At 42.1% G+C, this 21,467-nt stretch carries 18 protein-coding genes; 15 read left to right on the top strand and 3 right to left on the bottom strand.

Translation table 11 applies throughout. The annotated features are described in order from the left end of the window. Positions 1-40 precede the first annotated feature (40 nt). Complete coding sequence (locus tag M8E35_RS12745) at positions 41-3,286, bottom strand: DEAD/DEAH box helicase (protein ID WP_252469506.1); 3,246 nt, start codon at positions 3,284-3,286, stop codon at positions 41-43. Between the two features lie 283 nt (positions 3,287-3,569). On the opposite strand from M8E35_RS12745, the gene M8E35_RS12750 reads away from it, so the two are divergent. Next, positions 3,570-4,166 carry a hypothetical protein gene (locus M8E35_RS12750; RefSeq protein WP_252469508.1) on the top strand — a complete coding sequence of 199 codons (597 nt, stop codon included), beginning with the start codon at positions 3,570-3,572 and terminating at the stop codon, positions 4,164-4,166. A gap of 111 nt (positions 4,167-4,277) precedes the next feature. Here the strand turns inward: M8E35_RS12750 and M8E35_RS12755 are convergent, their stop codons facing one another. Beyond that, entirely contained in the window at positions 4,278-5,435 is a 1,158-nt protein-coding gene (locus M8E35_RS12755) for an amidohydrolase (RefSeq protein WP_252469509.1), read from the bottom strand. 246 nt (positions 5,436-5,681) lie between these two features. Here M8E35_RS12755 and M8E35_RS12760 point away from each other — a divergent pair, with 246 nt between their 5' ends. From M8E35_RS12760 to M8E35_RS12780, 5 genes are all read left to right on the top strand, one after another. Beyond that, positions 5,682-6,452, top strand: coding sequence for a phosphatase (locus tag M8E35_RS12760; RefSeq protein WP_252469510.1), 771 nt, complete (start codon positions 5,682-5,684; stop codon positions 6,450-6,452). A gap of 346 nt (positions 6,453-6,798) precedes the next feature. Beyond that, the gene (locus tag M8E35_RS12765; RefSeq protein ID WP_252469511.1) at positions 6,799-8,190 is read left to right on the top strand and encodes an aspartate kinase; all 1,392 of its coding nucleotides are present in this window, start codon (positions 6,799-6,801) and stop codon (positions 8,188-8,190) included. Positions 8,191-8,206: 16 nt separating this feature from the next. Beyond that, positions 8,207-8,665, top strand: coding sequence for a YbaK/EbsC family protein (locus M8E35_RS12770; protein ID WP_252469512.1), 459 nt, complete (start codon positions 8,207-8,209; stop codon positions 8,663-8,665). 218 nt (positions 8,666-8,883) lie between these two features. Continuing rightward, positions 8,884-9,867, top strand: a complete 984-nt coding sequence (locus M8E35_RS12775; protein WP_252469513.1) for a DMT family transporter — start codon at positions 8,884-8,886, stop codon at positions 9,865-9,867. A gap of 215 nt (positions 9,868-10,082) precedes the next feature. After that, positions 10,083-12,263 carry a DNA topoisomerase III gene (locus tag M8E35_RS12780; RefSeq protein ID WP_252469514.1) on the top strand — a complete coding sequence of 727 codons (2,181 nt, stop codon included), beginning with the start codon at positions 10,083-10,085 and terminating at the stop codon, positions 12,261-12,263. Positions 12,264-12,336: 73 nt separating this feature from the next. Here the strand turns inward: M8E35_RS12780 and M8E35_RS12785 are convergent, their stop codons facing one another. Next, positions 12,337-14,067, bottom strand: a complete 1,731-nt coding sequence (locus M8E35_RS12785) for a sigma 54-interacting transcriptional regulator (RefSeq protein ID WP_252469515.1) — start codon at positions 14,065-14,067, stop codon at positions 12,337-12,339. Between the two features lie 273 nt (positions 14,068-14,340). On the opposite strand from M8E35_RS12785, the gene M8E35_RS12790 reads away from it, so the two are divergent. From M8E35_RS12790 to M8E35_RS12830, 9 genes are all read left to right on the top strand, one after another. Beyond that, the gene (locus tag M8E35_RS12790) at positions 14,341-15,534 is read left to right on the top strand and encodes an ABC transporter substrate-binding protein (RefSeq protein WP_252469516.1); all 1,194 of its coding nucleotides are present in this window, start codon (positions 14,341-14,343) and stop codon (positions 15,532-15,534) included. A 131-nt stretch (positions 15,535-15,665) separates the two neighbouring features. Further along, a complete protein-coding gene (locus M8E35_RS12795; RefSeq protein WP_252469517.1) occupies positions 15,666-16,553 on the top strand; it encodes a branched-chain amino acid ABC transporter permease in 888 nt (295 codons plus the stop codon). Positions 16,554-16,566: 13 nt separating this feature from the next. Continuing rightward, positions 16,567-17,535 (top strand): branched-chain amino acid ABC transporter permease, encoded by a 969-nt coding sequence (locus M8E35_RS12800; RefSeq protein WP_252469518.1) that lies wholly within the window; start codon positions 16,567-16,569, stop codon positions 17,533-17,535. 2 nt (positions 17,536-17,537) lie between these two features. Next, positions 17,538-18,320, top strand: coding sequence for an ABC transporter ATP-binding protein (locus M8E35_RS12805; protein ID WP_252469519.1), 783 nt, complete (start codon positions 17,538-17,540; stop codon positions 18,318-18,320). Positions 18,321-18,333: 13 nt separating this feature from the next. Then, positions 18,334-19,041 (top strand): ABC transporter ATP-binding protein, encoded by a 708-nt coding sequence (locus M8E35_RS12810; RefSeq protein ID WP_252469520.1) that lies wholly within the window; start codon positions 18,334-18,336, stop codon positions 19,039-19,041. 273 nt (positions 19,042-19,314) lie between these two features. Then, positions 19,315-19,620, top strand: coding sequence for a (2Fe-2S)-binding protein (locus M8E35_RS12815; protein ID WP_252469521.1), 306 nt, complete (start codon positions 19,315-19,317; stop codon positions 19,618-19,620). Beyond that, positions 19,617-20,711, top strand: coding sequence for an NAD(P)/FAD-dependent oxidoreductase (locus M8E35_RS12820; protein WP_252469522.1), 1,095 nt, complete (start codon positions 19,617-19,619; stop codon positions 20,709-20,711). The genes M8E35_RS12815 and M8E35_RS12820 overlap by 4 nt, the downstream gene beginning before the upstream one ends. Then, positions 20,705-21,208: a 4Fe-4S dicluster domain-containing protein gene (locus M8E35_RS12825; protein WP_252469523.1), complete on the top strand. Its 504-nt coding sequence runs from the start codon at positions 20,705-20,707 to the stop codon at positions 21,206-21,208. The genes M8E35_RS12820 and M8E35_RS12825 overlap by 7 nt, the downstream gene beginning before the upstream one ends. Beyond that, the gene (locus tag M8E35_RS12830) at positions 21,198-21,467 is read left to right on the top strand and encodes a (2Fe-2S)-binding protein (protein WP_073031250.1); all 270 of its coding nucleotides are present in this window, start codon (positions 21,198-21,200) and stop codon (positions 21,465-21,467) included. Before M8E35_RS12825 ends, M8E35_RS12830 begins: the two co-directional genes overlap by 11 nt.

A 21,467-nucleotide genomic window follows, 5' to 3' on the forward strand; every position in this document is an offset into this window, starting at 1 on the left:
GAATAGTGATTTTATTATCAATTTTATTAACATTTGAGCATCAAGGTATATCGAAGAGCTCTCTAAGCTCACTTTCGGTTAGCTTGGAGAGCATGGTTTCTCCAGGCTGAATAACTGAATCAACCAGCTTCTTTTTCCTTGCTTGTAAGACGTTGATTTTTTCTTCGATGGTTCCTTGGGTAATAAGTTTGATCACTTGAACAGCGTTATTTTGGCCGATGCGGTGAGCTCGATCTGTAGCTTGATCTTCAACAGCGGGATTCCACCATGGGTCGTAGTGAATAACCATGTCCGCCCCAGTCAGGTTTAATCCTGTGCCGCCAGCTTTTAAGGAAATCAGGAAGACCTTGCCTTGATTGGAATTGAATGAATTGGCCATGTTCAAACGTTCAACTGCTTTAGTAGAACCCGAAAGATAGAAATGCTCGATATTCTCGGAAATGAGATGGCTTTGAATAATATCTAACATGGTTGTGAACTGAGAGAATATTAAAATGCGGTGGCCGCTGTCTAGAGCATCCGTGAGGATTTCCTGCAAAAGTAGCATCTTACCGCTTTCACCAGTGTAATTTTCAATGAACATTGAAGGATGACAGCAAATTTGTCTAAGCCTGGTCAGGGCTGCCAGAATCTTCATGTGACTTTTGTTAAAACCCACTGTGGCAATTTCTTGGGCTATTTTGCTTTTTGCTTCTTGCAAATAGGCGACATATAGCTTTTTTTGTTCTTCTGTCAAGGGAGCATTTAGTTGGGTTTCGATCTTGTCAGGGAGCTCTTTTAGCACGTCCTTTTTTAGACGTCGTAAAATAAAGGGATTAACATGCCGACTTAATTCTGTAATGACGGCAGGGTTCTCGCCTTTGATAATTGGAATTTCGTATTGCTTTCGAAATTCTTGGAGAGTAAGGAGATATCCCGGCATTACGAAATTGAAGAGGGACCAGAGTTCGGAAAGAGCGTTTTCAATGGGTGTTCCTGTTAAAGCGAAATACCCTTTCGCTTGAATTTGTTGAGTTGATTTAGCGTTAAGTGTTTGAGGATTTTTAGTATGTTGTGCCTCATCTAAGAAACAGTATGAAAACTCAACCTTGGCAAATTCATCAATGTCTCGCCGCAGTATGGGGTAGGAAGTAACCACCAAGTCCCAATGGGTTTCTAAATTCTTTAAAAGAGCCTGTCTTTCTTGGGGAGTACCTTCTACGACTAGCACTCGCAGGGCGGGAGTGAATTTCTTTGCTTCTTCTTGCCAATTATAGATCAAAGAGGTAGGGGCGATGACGAGAGCCGGTCCTTTGGCGGTTGGTTTTTCTGACAAAATAAAAGAGAGGACTTGCAGGGTCTTTCCTAACCCCATATCATCGGCCAGGATACCGCCTAATCCAAAGGCGGCTAAAGTCTTCAACCACTTAAAACCGGTCTTCTGATAATCTCTTAAGATATTTTGTAGTTCTGCAGGGATTTCAAACTCTCCATCTTGGGGTTCGAGAATGCTTTGCACCAATTGCTTAAAGGCCTTATTCCGCTGTACTCCCGGGAGGTTAGCCTGACGTAAAAAACTGTCTATGTACATTGCTCTGTATTTGGGTAAATTGAGCAGTTTCTTGTTTAGATCATCGGCACCAAGGTTTAAGTTATCTAAGAGTTCAGCAACTGTTGTTAATTCGGGCTGATTCAGGTCGAGGAATGAACCGTCACGAAGGCGATGATATTTTTTCTTTAAATGGAGAGAATCGAAAATACTGGCCAATTCGTCTTGGGGGATATCATTATATTGGAAGGAGATTTCCAATATGTCTAAAGTTTCATCTAACCGAACATGACCGGAAAAAGTGGTTGCAGTACGTATTTTCAGCTTAAATTGATCAGAATAGTACAGTTCAGCCAGGTCCCGAAGTTGGGGAAGCCAGTTGACGGTAAATTCAAAGATTTTTTCATCCTCTTCAAGGTGGATGCTTCCTTTAGAGACTGTAAAATCAGCATGTTCGAGAATACTTATAATTCTGCGTTCTTTTTCTGCAGAACGAATAAGAATTACATCATTGGCATCGAAATCATTGACGGTTTCTCGAGTTGAGGCAAATGGGTTTATGATGGTATTCCCATAGTGAAATTCTAAGCGGGCTGTAATACCGATATCTGATGCGCGATCAAGATAGATCTTGGCTTGTAAATCCTGATAGGCGAATTTGTCTTCAAGGAGGGGATCGATTGAAACTTGCCCCAGTTTTCCAATCAAGGGTAAGGCTTCTGAGGCGAAAAACTCCTTCTGTGCTGAAGGAATAACAATATGGGTTTTAGCCCCTTCACGAAGTGCAGTTATAATTGGAGGGAGCAGGTCCTTCTGAGTAAGAGAGGCTTGGTAAATTTTATTTTGGTAGGCGTAATAATTGCCATCTCGCGTAAGTAGAAGGGGCACCTCATCCGTTTCTAGGGCTAAAGCGAGATCTTGACCTTGTAACTGTAAAGAGAATTCCATGGGTAACCCATCCCGAACAATCTGGGTGGGCTCTAGAGGACTGGATCCGATTCCCCAAAGAAACATTTTGTCCCCCAGGGCGTCTAAAAATTTGGTTAGGTAATAACCAGTTAAAGGCAATGCTTTTTGGTTTAACACCGCTGTGGAATAATACGGGCCCTGCATTTCAGTTAAGGCTGTATGCTGGTCGAACATTTCCTGCAGCATAGTAATCACAGCGCGGTCTTCTTCTTTGAAGGTCTGCCTTGCAGGTTCAAAAGTAAATTGCTTGCCAAATTCCAGTGATTGTCCTGTTTTAATAGCCTTAAGTAATTGTCCTATGTCTTTAACAACATAGAGGCGTTGAAGACCCAATTTCAGTTGCAGATGAGTAGAAAGCCTGTGGTTCGGCATGGTTTGAAGTTCCACGTTCATAGTTAACTTATCCAAGAGGGTCTCCTGGGGATGATTGGCGAAGGCAGCAAGAAGGTCGTTAACAACGTGGTTCAGGGCGATGGGAGCCGGCCAGGCAACGGGTAATTTTGCTTGGGAAGCCTTCAGTACAGCTATAACATGTTTGCATGCTCCTGGATAGTCTGTGAAGGCGGGGCAGGTGCAACGGTAAGAGCGAATCGAGCCCTCACGTTCAAAGGCAAGTTGTACTACGTACCGTAAACCGCCTACGACTGAAGCATTAACAAGCCCTTTATCGGGTGAAAAGGTGAAATTTATCACTCTGCCTGCCATGTAATAAGACAGGCCCTTTCTATATACACGATCATTATCTGCAAGATCTAGAATTATTTGTTCAGTGAGAATAAAACGAGACATACAATACTCCTTTGACAGTATATTTCCGTGTGTGGAGATTAACTAAGAATATCATAGTTGATAGCTGCTCGTCTAATAAGAGGGAGTTCTCATTTGGGCGGTTCAATAACCCAATTTCAGTCCTGTTATGATTACGCTGTTATGACTCTAGTTACTGTAAACTGCCGAGTTGTAAAGGTATGTCGAATATTGTATCATTGAAGATAGAGGAAAAAGGTACAACTGCGCAGAATCAATATAAGAATAATGAGACTGGAATTCGAAGCTTAGGGGGGGATGTTCCTTGCTTATTACCTGCGATAATAACATGCAAATGGGCTATATCTACCTAATGCCTAATGAAACTGTTGACGACTATACCCTCGAAAAAAGTGATATCGGTCTTTACTATGATGTGAACACTCTTAACATTCCAAGAATTAAATGGCTCAGCATGGGCCAAAGTTTGAGTCAAATGCGTTTGGCCACGAAGACATATAGAGAGGCTGTTGATAAGGCGTTTCATTGTGAATATTGGAATGATCTAGATGGTGAAGGTTATATGATGGGAATCGAACTATCTTTGACCGAGGACATCTTTTTAACTCTGGTTGCACATCAGGCTTTTAAACTTTATGATACTCGTTGGCGTAATTGTGATTTTAGAGTTCTTACCTTGGATGCACACCATGATGTTTTTAATAAAAACAATGTTATTTATCCTTTATCTGCAAAAAAAGATGCCTTTGTCATTTTAATGATTGATCCGTCAACAAAGGTTGCTAAGATTATGGCACTCATTTCTGCAAGAGATGATTTGTACCCAATTGATTACTTGCGGAATCCACTTTTTATTTTAGCAAATTCAAGTCGCTATTTTAATGAAGTTAGTATGAAGTGATCCACAAAAAAATCTAAGAAGGTTTGAACGATCCTCTTGTTATACAACTCGAATAAAATGGGGCTGAAATGAACTGAATGGTTTGTTTCAGCCCCTCACTTATTTAATATATTAGTCCTTTTGATAGACTATTTTTCCACTGGCTAAGGTCATCATAACTTTGGACATGGTGTTGAAGGGGTCACCAGTATAGATGGCGATATCAGCATCAAACCCTTCTTGAAGCTTCCCTATTCGATTGTCGCAATCCAGCAATTCAGCTGGATGGACTGTCAGGCATCTTAACGCGTCCAGTTCGGAAAGACCTTCGGAGATAGCAAGTCCTGCCACTGTCCTTAGTTGATCGATGGAATTGTACGGATGATCTGAGATTAAGGAAACTTTAACACCCGCTTCGGTTAGTTTCAACACTGAATTGTAATTTCTAGCCTTCAGCTCCATCTTGATCCGAGGTGTAAGCATAGGGCCAAATGCAACGGGGATATTTCTTTCAACTAAGTAATCAGCGACTAAATGGGCCTCTGTACCATGCTCAACCACAAGCTTTTTAATCTTAAACTCTTCGGCAATCCTCACAGCAGTAACAATATCGTCTGCTCTGTGAGCGTGAGCCCGCAATGAAATATCGCCACTTAATACAGAGATTACTGCTTCTAAGCGGATATCCCTGTAATCTATCTTGCCCGATCTCTTTAATTCTAAATAATCCTGAGCTCTCATAAATAAATCTCTTATTAATCCAGTGATGCCCATTCTCGTGACAGGGCACTTACCATGTGCTCCATAAGTAGCCATAGGGTTTTCACCGAGCGAGATTTTAAGACCAGCCGGACTTCTAACAATCATCTGGTCAATAATGTTACCATGGGTTTTAATAACTAAGTTTAATCCACCTATAGCGTTATTACTTCCTGGACCAGTCATCACCGTTGTGACTCCTGCTCGAATAGCATCCCTAAAAGCTATGTCCTGCGGGTTAATGGCATCTAGACCTCGTAAATGTGGGGTAACAGAGTCAGATGTCTCATTGTTATCGACCCCTATATTACCAATAGCCTCCTCAATGATGCCTAAATGTGTATGGCAATCGATTAATCCCGGCAGTACATAACGTTCTCCAATCTCGTATGTTTTACAAGTTGAAGGAGGATTCTCGATAGTTTGAGAGATTTGGCTAATGATTCCATTTTCAATTAAAATGTCACGAACTATTTTTTCACCGGTTTCTGGGTTGATGGTCAGACAATTCTTTAATAAAAGGGTATCCATTTAACACCTCACTGTTCTTTAGCTATAAGTAGAAAATAATCAATTTACATACTTAAACACTAACATAATAGTTATATCCAAATAGGAGATAAAAATTAACAATTAAAACAAATGCCAACATATATTTAGTCTAAATCCTTAACCCAAACTTTACCTAGCGATAATTCCTTTTTAACAATCAGCCTATATAATAAGTTATACGGAGATTTAAGAGACTAATTTTAGAAAAGTGATGAGGTGTAAAAAATGGAACTGTTAGTTGATTTGCATACCCATACCATTGCCAGCGGACATGCGTACAGTACTGTAACAGAAAATGCACTGGCAGCTTCTCGCCGAGGAATTAAATTATTGGGAATGACAGACCACGGCCCCAAAATGCCAGGTGCTCCTCACCTTTTTCATTTTGACAACTTATCAATCCTTCCAGATGAGCTATTCGGGGTTAAAATTTTACCTGGTGTTGAAGCTAATATCACGAACTATGAAGGCGATTTAGATATGCCGATGAGATATTTAGAGCAACTGAAGCTTATCCTCGCAGGGTTGCATCCCATTTGTTATCCAGGTGGGACATGCGAACAAAATACTCAAGCTTATCTCAAGGCAATGTTAAATCCCTATATAGATATAATGGTTCATCCAGGTCGACCTGATTTTGAGATGGATCTCGAAAAGATCGCACACGCTTCTGCCCTTTTGAACGTCCCTATGGAGGTCAATAACAGTTCACTTGCAACGATTAGTGGAAAGGACAGAGCAAGGAATAATTGCAATTCTATTGCCCGCTACATGTCAAAGTATAAAAGCCCGGTAATTTTGGGAAGCGATGCTCACTTTTGGGACCGAGTCGGCGAGTTTAACGAAGCGTTAGAGTTGGTGAGGGAGACCGGGATTTCTGAACAGCAGATTCTTAACACTTCGCCCGAGCGAGTTCTTGATTATTTAGTTGAACGACGTAAACGTCGTACAGAATTCAACCCAATATCGCTCAAGTACAGGCTGAGTATTGCCTAAGGTTAATTCACTAAGGGGTGTAGCCCTTTAACAAGAGAGAATTTGTTTTAAGATAGCAATTAACTGCAAAGTGGAGAAGTCATCGATGTTATTATACATCTGATGGCTTTCTTTGGTTTATGTCGGGATATTTGCAGGAATACTTGAGCCTAACATTGTATCGCAAATATGTTCAAATATCCTTAAAATTGGATCATAGGCTAGTTTTAGCGTATAATTGGTACAATCGGTGCAGGGGATTTATTGGATTGCATTAAATTCTAAGCGTTTGAAGGAATGTGCTGAGTTTCGACGAATTATGATAGTGCAGAAATAAGAAATACAGAAGAGAGGTTCGAATAATTTTATGTTAACTGTGGAGAAAATCGGTGGAACATCTATGTTGCAATTTCAAAATGTACTCAAGGATATAATCGGCTTTCCAAGTTCAGAAGGTTTTCGTTATGGAAGAGTATTCGTTGTCTCGGCATATGCAGGGGTAACCAATATGCTTCTCGAAGATAAAAAGACCAAAGCTCCGGGAGTTTATCAACGATTTATCAAAGGCGAAGATTATGAATCAGCTATGGATGACTTGTTAGGTATGGCCTTGGATATCAATGAAACTTTTACTAAACTTGGCCTGGATTCTAAAGTGTGTCGAGATTTTTTAGTAGAACGAGTTGTGCAAACGAAGGCATATCTTAATAGTATGGAAGATATTGTTGCTTCCGGTTATGTGGGACGAGACAGTATCTATTCTGCCGCGAGAGAGTTACTGGCATCGATAGGAGAGGCGCATTCCGCTTTCAATACGGTGAATATTCTTCGTAATAATGGAATTCTCGCCGAGTTGGTTGACCTAACGGGTTTCCGAGATTCTAAACAACTCTCAATTAGTGAACGTATTGAAAAGTCTTTCAAGAACATAAATCCTCATGAAGCGATCATTGTGGCAACTGGTTATACAAAAGGGATCGAGGGAATTATGCGAGAATACGAAAGGGGATACTCTGAAATAACCTTTTCAAAGATCGCAACCCATCTTCATGCAGATGAAGCAATTATCCATAAAGAATATCATTTGTCATCAGCTGATCCCAAAATTGTGGGTGTAGATAAGGCAATTCCAGTGGGCAGGACAAATTACGATGTTGCAGACCAACTTGCTGATATAGGCATGGAAGCAATTCATCCAAATGCGTCTAAACCATTAGAAATGGCTGAAATAAACCTTCGAATTAAGAACACCTTTGAACCTAACCACCCTGGAACAGTTATTTCAAACGATTATATTGGTCCCCAGGCGAAGATCGAAATTATCGCCGGTTCGGATAAAATAATTATCTTAGAAATTCACGATACATCTATGGTAGGTGAAACAGGATTCGATCTGGAAATTATGAAGAAGTTTAAAAAGTATAATATTAGCTATATCATGAAAACCACAAATGCTAATAGCATTTCCCTCGTAATATGGCAGGCAGATCTTGCTGAATCCTTGGTAGCTGAATTAGAAGCTGAGTATCGAACGGTTACAGTCCAGGAAGCTGCGATTGTTTGTTGTATCGGCTCAAATATTGCTATGCCTCGGATTCTAGCCAGAGCCGCTAATGCCTTGGCTAAAAATGATATTAACATTAAATGTGTGTCGCAGTCTCTTCGCCAGGTTAACATGCAATTTGTCATTGATCGGGTAATGTATTCAAAAGCAATAATCTGTCTAAATGAAGATTTATGTTGGGCGAATCATAAATAATTGGAGGATTCGGGTTATGTCTGTGGAGTCAGTAGCTGCTTTTTTAGAGCAGAACAAAAAAGATATTAAGATATTAAAGTTTCAGGATACAAGTACTGTAGCAAAGGCAGCGGATGCTTTGGGAGTAACCCCGGGAGAAATCGCTAAGTCATTGCTATTTAAAGTGAAAGACGATTTTATCATGATCCTAATGGCCGGTGATAAGCGGCTTGATAATAGAAAGTTCAAAGAAATTTTCCATACTAAGGCAAAGATGCCTGAAGCGGAGGAAGTATCTGAGGCAACAGGGCATCCGGTAGGCGGGGTTTGTCCGTTTGGATTGAAGCATCCGATACCTATTTATCTGGATCATTCACTGAAATCTTATACCCAAGTTTTTCCGGCTGCCGGTGCTTCAAATACTGCTATAAAGTTAACCGTGGAAGAATTAGAAGAATTGACAAAGGCTCAATGGGTGGATGTAATTCAATCTTAAGAGTTAGCGTTGTTTAAAGATAACTAAGTGGGCTAAAGGATATGGCAGTAAGGGGTTTATACAGCAGAGAACCTAACGTTAGGTTCTTTTTGCGTTTTATGATGAGACTGCTGTATGGTTCAAAGTGGCATGGTAAAGCAATGTAATTTGACCATTTCTACGATAAGGACTATTATTTAAAGATGGAAAAGTAGAATTGATAATCGGAAGGACAAAAAATGAACTTGATTTTACCAAGAAAAGAACATGGTCTAAGACATTACTTAACTAATAGATATTGGGTCATCGTTATTGCCCTTTTTTGCGCTGTTCTTTGGGGGAGTGCCTTTCCAGTCTTAAAAGTAAGCTATTTAGAACTCGGTATACTGCCGGACGATCGTTCCGCGATTATAGTATTCGCTGGAATACGCTTCTTTTTGGCCGCAATTTTGATTTTTCTTTTAACTGTGGTGGGATTTCAGCAGTCGCTAAAGGTAAGAGGAACTATCTTACCTCAACTTTTTTTACTGGGTTTACTGCAAATCAGTTTGCAATACTTTTTTTTCTATAATGGATTAGCTCACACCTCCGGGATGAAAGCCGCAATTTTATCTTCGGCAAGTACTTTTTTTGTTGTGGTCTTAGCCCACTTCGTTTATTGCGATGATCGATTAGATTTTCGCAAAGTATTGGGTTTAATTGCTGGTTTAGTGGGGATTATCTTGATTAATTCAGGTCAAGACTTTACTCTGGATTTCTCATGGCAAGGCGAAGGATTCATGATCTTATCCGGCCTTGTGAGCGCTTTAGGGACAATCTTAGCAAAACGGATTTCGAAAGAGGTTCATCCCTTTGTTCTGACGGGGTGGCAAATGTTATTAGGATCTCTGCTTCTTATTGCGGTCGGAATACCGGGGTTGAAACCTCACACTTTGGTTTTTTCGAATAAAGCTGTTCTGCTCCTAGTTTATTCCGCCTTTCTTTCTGCTGCCGCTTTTTCTTTATGGTATGCAATTTTAAAATACAATAAGGCGGGAGAAATTAGTGTTTACAAGTTTATGACACCTGTCTCCGGAGCTATTTTGTCTGCTTTAATAATTCCAGGGGAACGTTTAACAGTCAATATGTTCATGGCCTTAGCCTTAGTCGCACTTGGCCTAATCATTGTCAACTATCAGAGAAGTGTCCCAAAAGAAACACTTCTCCGTCAAGGCCCGTATTAATCGAAATTCGAGATTCGAAGCAGATTTAAGTCCAAATAAAAAAGGATTCTGTATATAGACGGAGCAGTTAGCTGTGTTGTTGCTAAATATGTAAAACAAGAACAAAGTGATTGTCCGAAAAGTCAATATAATATTCTATTTAGGATTTAAGTGAATTAAGGTTAAGAGAAAACCTGAGAATATGTTGTTAAGACAAAAAGATGAGGAGCTATGACATGGGAAAGACACTAATATTAACGGAAAAACCGTCAGTTGGTCGTGAAATCGCGAGAATCCTCAATTGCAATCAAAAGGGCAACGGATGCTTCATCGGCGCAAAATACGTGGTAGTATGGGCTCTAGGGCATTTAGTGACTTTAGCTGACCCGGAAATGTACGACGAAAAATATAAGTCCTGGAAGATAGAGGATTTGCCGATGTTGCCTGCTAAGATGGAATTAGTCGTTATGAAAGAAACCTCTAAGCAATTTGGCGTGGTTAAAAACCTTATGAAGAGCGCGGAATTTGTGGACCTGATTATCGCGACAGATGCGGGCAGGGAAGGGGAATTGGTAGCACGCTGGATAATAAAAAAAGCCGGATGGAGAAAGCCTATCAAAAGACTGTGGATTTCTTCCTTAACTGAGCGGGCCATCAAAGAGGGGTTTAACAATTTAAAACCAGGTAAAGAGTACGAGTCTTTATACGCCGCCGCAGAATGTCGTGCGGAAGCAGATTGGTTAGTCGGGTTAAACGTTACTAGAGCGTTGACCTGTAAATACAATGCCCAGCTTTCCGCGGGGAGGGTGCAAACTCCTACCTTGGCGATGATAGTTGAACGAGAGACTGAAATTAAACAATTTGTTCCTAAAGATTTTTGGTCGATTAACGTTTTGACAAATGGCTTTACACTCCGCTGGCAAGATCAAAGTGGTCAAACCCGGATCTTTGATAAGAATAAAGCGGAGGCGTTGCTAGCTAAAGTGTCTGGAAAAACCGGAGAAGTGGTCGAGGTTAAAAAAGAAGGGAAAAAAGAACTTCCTCCCCTGGCCTATGATCTAACGGAGCTTCAACGGGATGCTAATCGCAAATATGGTTTTTCAGCCAAGACTACGTCCTCAGTGATGCAACAATTATACGAGAATCATAAACTAGTGACCTATCCACGCACAGATTCTCGTCATATTAGTGAAGATATCGTATCCACCTTACCCGAACGCCTAAAAAGCGTTGCTTTGGGACCTTATGTAGATTTAGCTCGAAGCATTTTACGAAACAAACTTATCATCACAAAACGCTTTGTTGATGGATCGAAGGTTTCCGATCACCACGCAATTATCCCGACAGAACAGCCCCCAACGCTGTCTAGGCTTAGTTCGGAGGAACTGAAAATTTATGATTTGATTGTTAAACGGTTTCTTGCCGTTCTTTCACCAGCGTTTGAATATGAACAAACCTTCGTTAAGGTAGCTATTAACGGGGAGCTCTTTAGCGCCAAAGGAAAAATAGTGAAGCTTAAAGGGTGGCGAAAGGTATACGAAGGTCAGGGTCACTTTGATGATGAGTCAGCAAATGGAGAAGGGGAGGAAGAACAAACTCTCCCAGAAATTCGCAAGGGGGATATGTTCAAAAACCCCTCTGTTAAGTTGATGTCCGGTAAAACTAAACCGCCCGCAAGACACACTGAGGCTACATTGCTGTCAGCGATGGAACATCCGGGGAAATTAATTGGAGATTTGAAATTGCGGGAAGCGATGGACCAAAGTCATGGACTGGGAACCCCTGCAACACGTGCAGAGATCATAGAGAAACTCTTCAATTCCTTCTATATGAGCCGACAGGGCAAAGAGATCATTCCTACATCAAAAGGGATCCAGCTCATCGGTTTGGTTCCTTCAGAACTAAAGTCCCCGGTCCTGACCGCTAAGTGGGAACAGCAGTTGACTGAAATAAGTAAAGGGCGGGCTAAAAGTCAATCCTTTCTGACGGGAATAAGAGGATATGCGACACAACTCGTATCAACGGTGACAGGCAGTTCTCAAACGTTCAAGCATGATAACTTGACAAGGAACAAGTGCCCAGAGTGTGGAAAATACCTTTTGCAAGTAAAAGGTAAAAAGGGTGAGATGCTTGTCTGTCAAGATCGAGAATGCGGTTACCGAAAAGGGCTCTCTCAAGTTTCAAATGCAAGGTGTCCGGAATGCCATAAAAAGATGGAGATCAAAGGCGACGGGGACAACAAACTATTCTCCTGTGTTTGTGGGTATCGTGAAAAACTTTCTGCCTTTACAAAACGAAAAGAAGGTGAGAAGGGGAATCTAAATAAGCGAGATGTCAGTAAATATTTACAGAACCAACAGGATAGTGGTCCGATAAATACAGCCTTGGCAGATGCCTTAGCTAAGCTAAAGAAATAGTTGTTGAAGCCGATAATTCTCAATTAAGTGGATTATCGGCTTCAATATTTATGTATATTATTAGGATTTCTCCTCAGGCTAAGCCATATTGTTTGAGTTTATAATAAAGGGTGCCACGCGATATGCCGAGAAGTTTTGCAGCGGCTGTTTTGTTGCCGTTTGTTTTTTCCAAGGTGAATGCAATGTGTTTTACTTCCCCCGAATTTTCCCCTGTGTGGAGATTTCGTCGCATAATTTGGGATGTTAAGGGGGAGGGTGATGATGGGATGCCAGTGTTATAGGGCGATAGATTAGAAGGAAGATACTGAGCATTCAGTATCGTGCCCTCGGCCAGTATAGCCAGCCGTTCAATTACATTACGTAATTCACGGATGTTACCAGGCCAATCATACCTTAAGAAATTAAGCATTATCTCGGGGTCGAGAGTTGGTATTGGTTTATTGTATTTAATCGTAAATTCTTGGAGAAAGGTTTGTATCAAATCTGGAATATCTTCTGTTCGAGCTCGCAGAGGCGGTATTTCGAGGGCGATTACATTTAAACGGTAGTACAGATCTTCGCGAAATTCTCCGCTTTTAATCATCTTATCTAAGTCACGGTTGGTTGCTGCGACAATCCGAGTATCTACAGTCAGAGGCTCTGTACCTCCTACACGGTAGAAGCACTTATCTTGCAAAACCCGCAACAATTTTACCTGAAGCTGAGTTGGCAACTCTCCGATTTCATCTAAGAAGAGGGTGCCGCCGTTGGCTAATTCCAATTTACCCGGTTTACCTTTGCGTTCAGCTCCTGTGAAGGCCCCACCCCTATATCCAAATAATTCGCTTTCAAAGAGGGCCATTGGTATAGCCCCACAATTGACAGCAATAAAAGGTTTAGAAGCCCGTAGACTGTCTTTATGGATTGCTTGGGCAAAGAGCTCTTTTCCTACACCGCTTTCTCCCGTGATAAGAATAGTAGCTTCGCTGTTAGCAACTTTACGCGCGATAGATATCGTATGTTGGATTGAAGGGCCTTTGCCAATAATTCTGCCGAAGGGGTCATTGGAAGGGGCTGTTTTCTGTTTGAGGTCTAGCAATTGAGAACTTGCATAGGATAATTCTTCGTTGAGGCGAACCACTTGGGTTATGTCTTGTTCTGTTGATATTGCACCAACAATCTTACCCTCTACGATTACAGGGGAGGCATTAATTTGAACATGTGTTTCTGGACGAGGTCTGTGGTAAGCTTGGCGAATAGGCCGTCCTTCGTCAAGAATTGCCAGTGTTGCTAAGGCTGTTGGTTCAAAGAAATCAGAAATAGGTTTCCCAATGATAGAGTACTCGGGTATGGAGTACATAGTTTGGGCGTTGGAATTCCAATGGCTTACAATCCCTTCTTGAGTAACCACGGCGACTGCTTCATTAACAGTATCAAGCAGGGTATTGAAAAAAGTATTTAAAGTGTTCCAGGAGCCGAACAAACTTTTAACTAAAAGGGAGGGAGTGACTACTCCTAATAGCTCTCCATTGGCACTCATTATGACAACAGGACGTAAGTCGTTAAGGTGTTCTTGGCAAAAAACGAGGGTATCCATTTCTGGTTCAATGATTAATGGAGGTACCCAGTGGAGTTCATTTAACAACTGGTTTGTTGGAGTGAGTATACCAGCTTGTTCTATGGTAAGGACCCCAATCAACTGGGTTTCAGCTTTGATGACTAGATGATGGGTAATCGCCTTTTCTAAAGCTTCACGAAGACTTTGATTGGCCTGAATGACCGAGACGTTTTGATCCATTAGTAATGAAAGGGTTTGAGATTTCATATTACCACTCCTCGTATATTAAATGTACCCTAAGAAGTGTTATTTGCCTAGAGGGTGTTTAAACACTTTAAACAAAAGTGTTTAAAGTGTTTAAACATATTGCCCGTTGTGTGTATGTACAAAAGGCTTTTTAAGATAATTTATTGTATTAAAAGGACCATATCCCCACTAAACACATAAAAATACAATATTTCTTTTAAAGTACTGCAGGGATTTCTAAAATTCTGTCAAATAGTACATATCAGTATATCTATAAAAAGAAGGAGGAAAAAAATGTTTCACAAGAAGAGAAAATCCCTGGTTGTTATGAGTGTAATTATGTCCGCTTTGATCATGGTGAGTGGTTGCGGGGCCAGTAAGCCAGCGGCAACACCAACTGCACCGACTGCAGACAGCAAAGAGCCTATTAAGATTGGTTTCCTGGGTGCTAAGACTGGGGACGTGGCAATGTATGGCCTAAATACGTTGAAGGGTCTTAACATGGCAGTAGAAGAACTTAATAAAGAGGGTGTTCTCGGACGTCAGGTCAAATTGGTGGAAGAGGATAATGCGGGACAAAAGGATCAGGCGATTAACATTACCAATAAGTTGATCACTCAAGACAAGGTTGCGGCTATTATCGGGGATCCAACAACGGGTATCACTCGTGTGGCCGGACAGATTGCCAATAGCAAAAAGACAGTTATCTTGTCTGCAGGTTCGACAGGTATGAATGTTGTAGAAATCGGACCATACGTTTTCCGGGATACGTTGCTTGATACAATTGCTGCTCCTGCAACTATGAAGTACGTTATTCAAGAAAAAGGCTGGAAGAACGTGGCTTTGATTACTTCTAAGAACAATGATTACAGCGTATCGTTATCTAAAATCTTTAGCGATGCTATTGATGCAAATGGCGGTAAGGTTGTAATAGAAGAATTTATCCAAGATAAAGATACGGATTTTAGTGGACAGATCACCAAAATAAAGTCGGCTAACCCAGATGTTATCGTTTTTTCCGGTTACTATACCGAGGGAGCCCTGATCATGAAGAAAGCTCGTGAAGTAGGGATTAAGGCAATAATGGTTGGAGGAGACGGCCTTCAAGGGGACGATCTCATGAAAATCGGAGGAGCTGCTGTAGAAGGCTCAATCTCTTATGCTGGATTCTCCCCTGAGCAACCAACACCTAATACCGAAAAGTTCATTAACGCTTATAAAGCAAAATACAACAACGAATTGCCAGATCTATTTGCTGCCCAAGGGTATGATGCTTTAATGCTCATAGCTACGGCTATCAAGGATGCTAATAGTGCTGATTCTGAGAAATTTAAAGACTCCCTTGCGAAAACTAAGAATTATGATGGTGTCTCTGGATCTATTACCTTCCAAGAAAACCGTGAGCCAATTAAGAGTCCAGTGTATCTATTAGAAGTTAAAGATGGCAAGTTTGCCTTATTGAAGAAGGTTCCTGTAGAAATAAAATAACCTGTCCTCGAATTCGTTTCCTTAACTAATAGCTGTAGCAGCACCAGGTCCTAGGACCAGTGCTGCTACAAAACATTAAGACAAATTCAGAATAGTCCAATTAATTTTTCTATTTAAGGAGGGCGCCGAATTTGCCGATTTTGAACAATTTGATGCAGCAGCTGGTCAACGGACTTGCCCTAGGTAGTATATATGCCCTGATTGCCTTAGGCTACACCATGGTGTACGGTATCATAGGTATGATTAATTTCGCTTATGGCGAAATCTTTATGTTTGGCGCATATGCTGGACTAGTTTTAGCATTGACAAATTATGTTAATGTTTACGTCGCGTTATTAGGTGCAACGTTTATAACTATGGTGCTTGGGGTTGTTATCGAACGGGTCGCTTATAGACCCTTGCGTCGATCATCAAGACTTTCTGCGCTAATTAGTGCTATTGGAGTATCGTTCTTTCTGTCGTCTTTAATGGTTCGGGTTAAGGGACCTAATACTAGGGGGTTTCCTACCCTTTTTGAAAATCGAATTTTTGAAATCGGTGATTTCCAGATTACTATTTACCAGATTGTAATTATCGGAGTAGCCGGTCTCTTGATGCTTAGCTTACATCTTTTTGTAACGTACTCTAAAATGGGGAGAGCTATGCGTGCTTGTGCTCAGGACCAGGATGCAGCCAGCCTTATGGGGGTTAATATTGACCGAGTAATATCTGTAACCTTTGCCATAGGATCCGGCTTAGCAGGGGCCGCAGGAGTATTAGCTGGTATTTATTTTAACGCAGTTCAACCTTACATGGGGCTTTTAGCGGGTCTTAAAGCATTTGCAGCAGCTGTCCTTGGAGGAATCGGAAGCATTCCAGGAGCAATGATCGGTGGACTAGTGATTGGTTTAACTGAAATACTGGGCGTGACCGTGAATTTGTCTGAGTACAAGGATGCCTTCGCCTTTGCCATCCTAATATTGGTGCTCCTGTTTAAACCAGCCGGAATCATGGGGCGAAAAGCCAATAAGAAGGTGTAAGGAGGGGATGGCAATGAAGAAATTACTCAACAATTGGCTTATTCAAGTTCTGCTGTTCCTCAGTTTGCTTGGCTTAACTGCGTACGGCTCACAAATCATTAACGACATTACGTCCCCGTATGTTCTCACGATTGGGTTGTTTATAGGGATAAATCTAATCATGGCTCTGGGCTTAAATCTGATCACGGGGGTAACAGGTCAGCTCTCCCTGGGTCATGCGGCTTTCATGAGCATTGGGGCTTATGCTTCAGCAATTGCTACCGTGAATTATCACTTGCCTTTTCTGGTTGGAGTACTAATTGGCGGTCTGATAGCATGTTTCTTTGGAATTATTATTGGCTTTCCGACCTTGCGTCTAACTGGGGATTATCTAGCTATTGCAACACTGGGTTTTGCAGAAATCGTACGAGTCCAATTCACGAATATGAAAATTACCAATGGTGCTATTGGTTTCCTAGGAATTGAGGGATCGACGACCTTCCCCATCGTTATGACTATTGCAGTTCAAACCATATGCGCCATGGTCTGGTTAGAAAATTCTCGGAATGGCCGGGCTATGCTTGCTATTCGGGAGGATGAGGTTGCCTCCTCAGCAGTTGGGATTAACACCACACTATATAAAATTCAGGCCTTTGCCATTGGCGCTTTCTGCGCAGGGGTGGGGGGCGCTTTGTTTGCTCATACGACAACGTTTATACAACCCACTGATTTTGGTTTTCAAAAGTCCGTTGATATTTTAAGTATTATTGTTCTAGGTGGTTTAGGGAGTATTCCCGGAACGATAATTGGTGCTATAGTTCTTACCGCCGCTCCGGAAATTTTGAGACCTCTCGCTAACTATAGAATGATCGTTTACGGGTTACTGCTCGTCGTGATCATGATCTTTCGTCCCTATGGTTTAATGGGCGGAGTAAACTTAAGGCAGGCCGTTCGCCGTGCAATGATGTTTCCTAAGAAAAAACAGGCCGGACGGGAGGAATAGGGATGAGTTTATTAACATTAGACAACGTAACCATCCGCTTTGGCGGTCTGACTGCGGTAGATACTGTAAATCTAGAAATTAAGCAGGGCGAAATATTGGCTTTGATTGGGCCTAATGGAGCGGGTAAAAGCACGGTGTTTAACTTGATCACAAGTATCTATAAACCCACAGAAGGTACAATTTCATTAGCTGGCAAACCTTTAGTTGGTATCCCTACTCACAAGATTGCAGAAATGGGTGTCACTAGAACTTTTCAGACTATCCGTCTGTTCAGTGAACTTTCCGTGTTAGATAATGTAAAGATTGGTGCCCACTGTCGAGGAAAAGCGGGCTTGTTTCAAGCATTTACTCGCTTGCCAGGCATGAAACGAGAAGAGGCAGAAATAGAAGAGAAAGCAATTAAAGCGCTGAAATTCCTTGACTTGGAAACAAAATGTGAGGAAATGGCAAAAAACCTCTCGTATGGAGAACAGAGACGTTTAGAGATTGCAAGAGCCTTAGTATCCAAACCGAAGTTACTCCTTTTAGATGAGCCTGCTGCAGGAATGAACCCCCAGGAAAAGGTAGTTTTAATGGAAATGATTCGAAGAATTCGTGATACCGGTATTACAATTTTTCTGGTTGAGCACGATATGAAGCTGGTCATGGGTATTTCTGAGAGAATAGCCGTGCTGGACTATGGTAAATTGATTGCTGAGGGGACGCCTTTAGAGGTTCGAAGCAACAACGCCGTTATCGAGGCATACTTGGGCTCCGGTAAATTTAAAAGCAGAATTCGTCGCTAGGGAGGGCCAAGACATGTTGACGTTAGAAAAGATAAATGTAAGCTATGGCTCAATTAGGGCGTTACACGGCATTTCCTTAGAAGTAAAAAAAGGAGAGATCGTCGCCTTAATCGGGGCCAATGGAGCAGGGAAGAGCACAACTTTACGCACAATCTCTGGACTTCTGAAACCATCCAATAAAGACAGCAGGATAACCTTTAAAGATGTCCAAATTCAGGGCATGCTTCCTCATAAAATTGTGGAGATGGGTCTGTCTCACGTACCGGAAGGGCGTCGAGTATTTCCAGAGATGTCTGTCTATGAGAACCTTCTAATGGGTGCGCATACCAGGAAGGGCAAGCCGGGACAGGCAGATTTTGATCGTGTATATCATCATTTTCCCAGACTAAAGGAGAGAATTAAGCAGTTAGCGGGTACCTTATCCGGAGGAGAACAACAGATGCTTGCTATGGGCAGGGCCCTGATGGCCAGGCCTGACCTTCTGATCCTTGATGAACCTAGTATGGGTCTTGCCCCAATGTTGGTGGAAGAGATTTTTCACATCATTGAGGATATTAATGTAGCTGGAACGACAATTCTTTTAGTAGAGCAGAATGCTCACTTAGCCTTGGAAATTTCTAATCGGGCTTATGTCCTAGAGACCGGGGAAATCGTACTGGAAGGTCTGGCCCAAGATTTAGCAACCAATGAGGATATACGTAAGTCTTATCTCGGAGAATAGTTATTCAACCTAAGTAACATTATCCCCATTGATTGGGAGGGCCAAAGAATGGAATATTGGGGGTTCTTCTTTCAATCTTGATGGTGTTCGGAATCACTGACACTTACAAGATTTGAGAGAAGGACTCTCTTTTTTTCCTTAGTCTTCTTATATATAAAGCTAATAAATTGTGGATTATCTTAACCACTAAAATCATGGCACAGGAATTGCATGCTAATATGACATGAAAGGACATTCTTTCAACTATTTATAAATAGGGGAGTGAGTTTTTTTATGCGTATCACCGAGCATCCGATTTTAGAATTTCTGCGTGGAGAAGAGATCTCTTTCTTCTTCAATGGGCAGGAACTTAAGGGCTTTGAGGGTGAAACTATTGCTGCTGCACTTCATGCGGCTGGAGTTAGAGTTTTGGGCCACAGCCACGCAATGCATCGTCCCCGGGGTCTCTTTTGTGCGATTGGAAATTGTTCGTCCTGTCTAATGGATGTCGACGGAGAACCTAATATTAGAATTTGTGTGGAAAAGTTGAAACCCGGAATGAGGGTAGAGACTCAGCAGGGAAAGGGGTGCCTAAGGTGAAAGAGACTGAGATCCTTATTGTTGGTGGCGGACCAGCAGGCCTAAGTGCTGCTTCTGCTGCGGCTAATCTGGGTGCCAGCGTCCTAGTCTTGGAACGGGACGGAAAACCCGGCGGTCAATTGATCAAACAAACACATAAATTCTTCGGTTCTAAGAAGCAATATGCTGGTGATCGAGGTTACCAGATTGGCGATTTACTTATAGAGCAGTGCGGAAATAATCCTAACGTTGAAGTTTGGACTGACACTACTGCACTTGGAATTTACGAAGATGGAGTGGTAACTGCTGAAGGTCAAGCCAAACATCTAAAAATAAATCCCAAAAAGATCATTGTAGCCACTGGCGCTTCTGAAAAAATGATTGCCTTCCCCAATAATGACCTCCCGGGCATTTACGGGGCAGGAGCAGTACAAACCTTAATGAATGTTCATGGCATTGTCCCCGGAAAACGAGTCTTAATGATCGGAGCGGGCAATATTGGACTAATTGTCTCCTACCAATTAATGCAGGCAGGTGTGGAGATAGCGGCGATTATTGAGGCTGCACCAACCATCGGTGGTTATCTCGTTCATGCCTCTAAGATTCAACGGGCTGGGGTGCCAATTTTAACTTCGCATACTATTACTGAAGCTTATGGTGATGAAAGTGTTGCGGGTGCGATTATCTGCAAGCTCGACGAGAGCTGGCAACCGGTTTCAGGGAGTGAGCAAGATCTGAAAGTCGATGTGATTTGTCTGGCGGTTGGGTTGAGCCCATTAACTGAACTATGCTTTCAAGCAGATTGCCAGATGAAATACGTCTCAGAGCTTTCCGGACATGTCCCTGTTAGAAATGAATATTTAGAAACCACTCGCCCAGGACTTTACGTTGCGGGGGATGTCAGCGGGGTGGAAGAAGCAAGTTCGGCTATGGTAGAAGGTCGTTTGGCAGGTATAAGTGCTGCTTGCAGTTTGGGGTATGGAGAGGATATTGCTCCAAAGCTTCAAGCGGAAGCCCTGGCCGAATTAAGCGAACTTCGTGCTGGTCCCGCCGGTCAAAAGACGCTGAGGGGAATAATGAACCTAATGGACAAGGGGGGAGCGGTATGCTAAACAAAACGGGTATTCCAACAGCTGAAGATGTTAAAAAGGTTTCCCCTTCCGAAGACAGGCTAAAAAAAGGGCCTGTAGCCATCATCGAATGTTTTCAGGAGATTCCCTGCAATCCTTGCACAGAAGCCTGTAAGCAAGGTGCAATTCAGCCGATGGAGGATATTAATAATCTGCCGAAACTTGATTTTGATAAATGTAATGGATGCGGTGTCTGCCTTAGCCGTTGCCCTGGGTTAGCCATATTCATTGTGGATGCCTCTTATAGCGATACGGAAGCGGTTGTCAGGATTCCTTTTGAATATCTTCCTGTCCCTCAAGTAAGCGATAAAGTAGTTGGCTTGAGCAGAGCCGGCGAAGAACTTGGCGTTTTTGAAGTGATTAAAGTTCAGTCAGGCGGCCAGAAAAACAAGACATACACACTATGGCTAGTCGTACCTAATGATCTGGCCATGGACGTTCGCAGTATTCGTTTGGGAGGGGTTAGGCATGCAAACTAAGGAAACGATAGTCTGCCGATGTGAGGATATCACTCTGGAGGAAATAAAGTCGTTGATTGATCAAGGTTACCGTACTATTGATGAAATTAAACGTGTCATTCGCGCCGGAATGGGTCCTTGCCAAGGACGTACTTGTCGGATGCTGATCGCGCAGGAATTGGCAAAATATTACGGGATCCCTGTTGGTGAAGTTTTGATGCCTACCTTTCGGCCAACAGTGAGGCCGGTGAAACTGGGAACGTTTGCGGGGGGTGAATAA

It is taken from the genome of Desulfosporosinus nitroreducens (assembly GCF_023897015.1).
Taxonomy (GTDB): Bacteria; Bacillota; Desulfitobacteriia; order Desulfitobacteriales; family Desulfitobacteriaceae; genus Desulfosporosinus; species Desulfosporosinus nitroreducens.

What these genes read in the sequence shown, in the direction of transcription:
- M8E35_RS12785 (WP_252469515.1), bottom strand. Translation starts at nt 14,067, where the DNA reads ATGAAATCTCAAACCCTTTCATTACTAATGGATCAAAACGTCTCGGTC.
- M8E35_RS12810 (WP_252469520.1), top strand. Translation starts at nt 18,334, where the DNA reads ATGTTGACGTTAGAAAAGATAAATGTAAGCTATGGCTCAATTAGGGCG.
- M8E35_RS12825 (WP_252469523.1), top strand. Translation starts at nt 20,705, where the DNA reads ATGCTAAACAAAACGGGTATTCCAACAGCTGAAGATGTTAAAAAGGTT.
- M8E35_RS12765 (WP_252469511.1), top strand. Translation starts at nt 6,799, where the DNA reads ATGTTAACTGTGGAGAAAATCGGTGGAACATCTATGTTGCAATTTCAA.
- M8E35_RS12770 (WP_252469512.1), top strand. Translation starts at nt 8,207, where the DNA reads ATGTCTGTGGAGTCAGTAGCTGCTTTTTTAGAGCAGAACAAAAAAGAT.
- M8E35_RS12815 (WP_252469521.1), top strand. Translation starts at nt 19,315, where the DNA reads ATGCGTATCACCGAGCATCCGATTTTAGAATTTCTGCGTGGAGAAGAG.
- M8E35_RS12805 (WP_252469519.1), top strand. Translation starts at nt 17,538, where the DNA reads ATGAGTTTATTAACATTAGACAACGTAACCATCCGCTTTGGCGGTCTG.
- M8E35_RS12790 (WP_252469516.1), top strand. Translation starts at nt 14,341, where the DNA reads ATGTTTCACAAGAAGAGAAAATCCCTGGTTGTTATGAGTGTAATTATG.
- M8E35_RS12830 (WP_073031250.1), top strand. Translation starts at nt 21,198, where the DNA reads ATGCAAACTAAGGAAACGATAGTCTGCCGATGTGAGGATATCACTCTG.
- M8E35_RS12775 (WP_252469513.1), top strand. Translation starts at nt 8,884, where the DNA reads ATGAACTTGATTTTACCAAGAAAAGAACATGGTCTAAGACATTACTTA.
- M8E35_RS12755 (WP_252469509.1), bottom strand. Translation starts at nt 5,435, where the DNA reads ATGGATACCCTTTTATTAAAGAATTGTCTGACCATCAACCCAGAAACC.
- M8E35_RS12760 (WP_252469510.1), top strand. Translation starts at nt 5,682, where the DNA reads ATGGAACTGTTAGTTGATTTGCATACCCATACCATTGCCAGCGGACAT.
- M8E35_RS12745 (WP_252469506.1), bottom strand. Translation starts at nt 3,286, where the DNA reads ATGTCTCGTTTTATTCTCACTGAACAAATAATTCTAGATCTTGCAGAT.
- M8E35_RS12800 (WP_252469518.1), top strand. Translation starts at nt 16,567, where the DNA reads ATGAAGAAATTACTCAACAATTGGCTTATTCAAGTTCTGCTGTTCCTC.
- M8E35_RS12780 (WP_252469514.1), top strand. Translation starts at nt 10,083, where the DNA reads ATGGGAAAGACACTAATATTAACGGAAAAACCGTCAGTTGGTCGTGAA.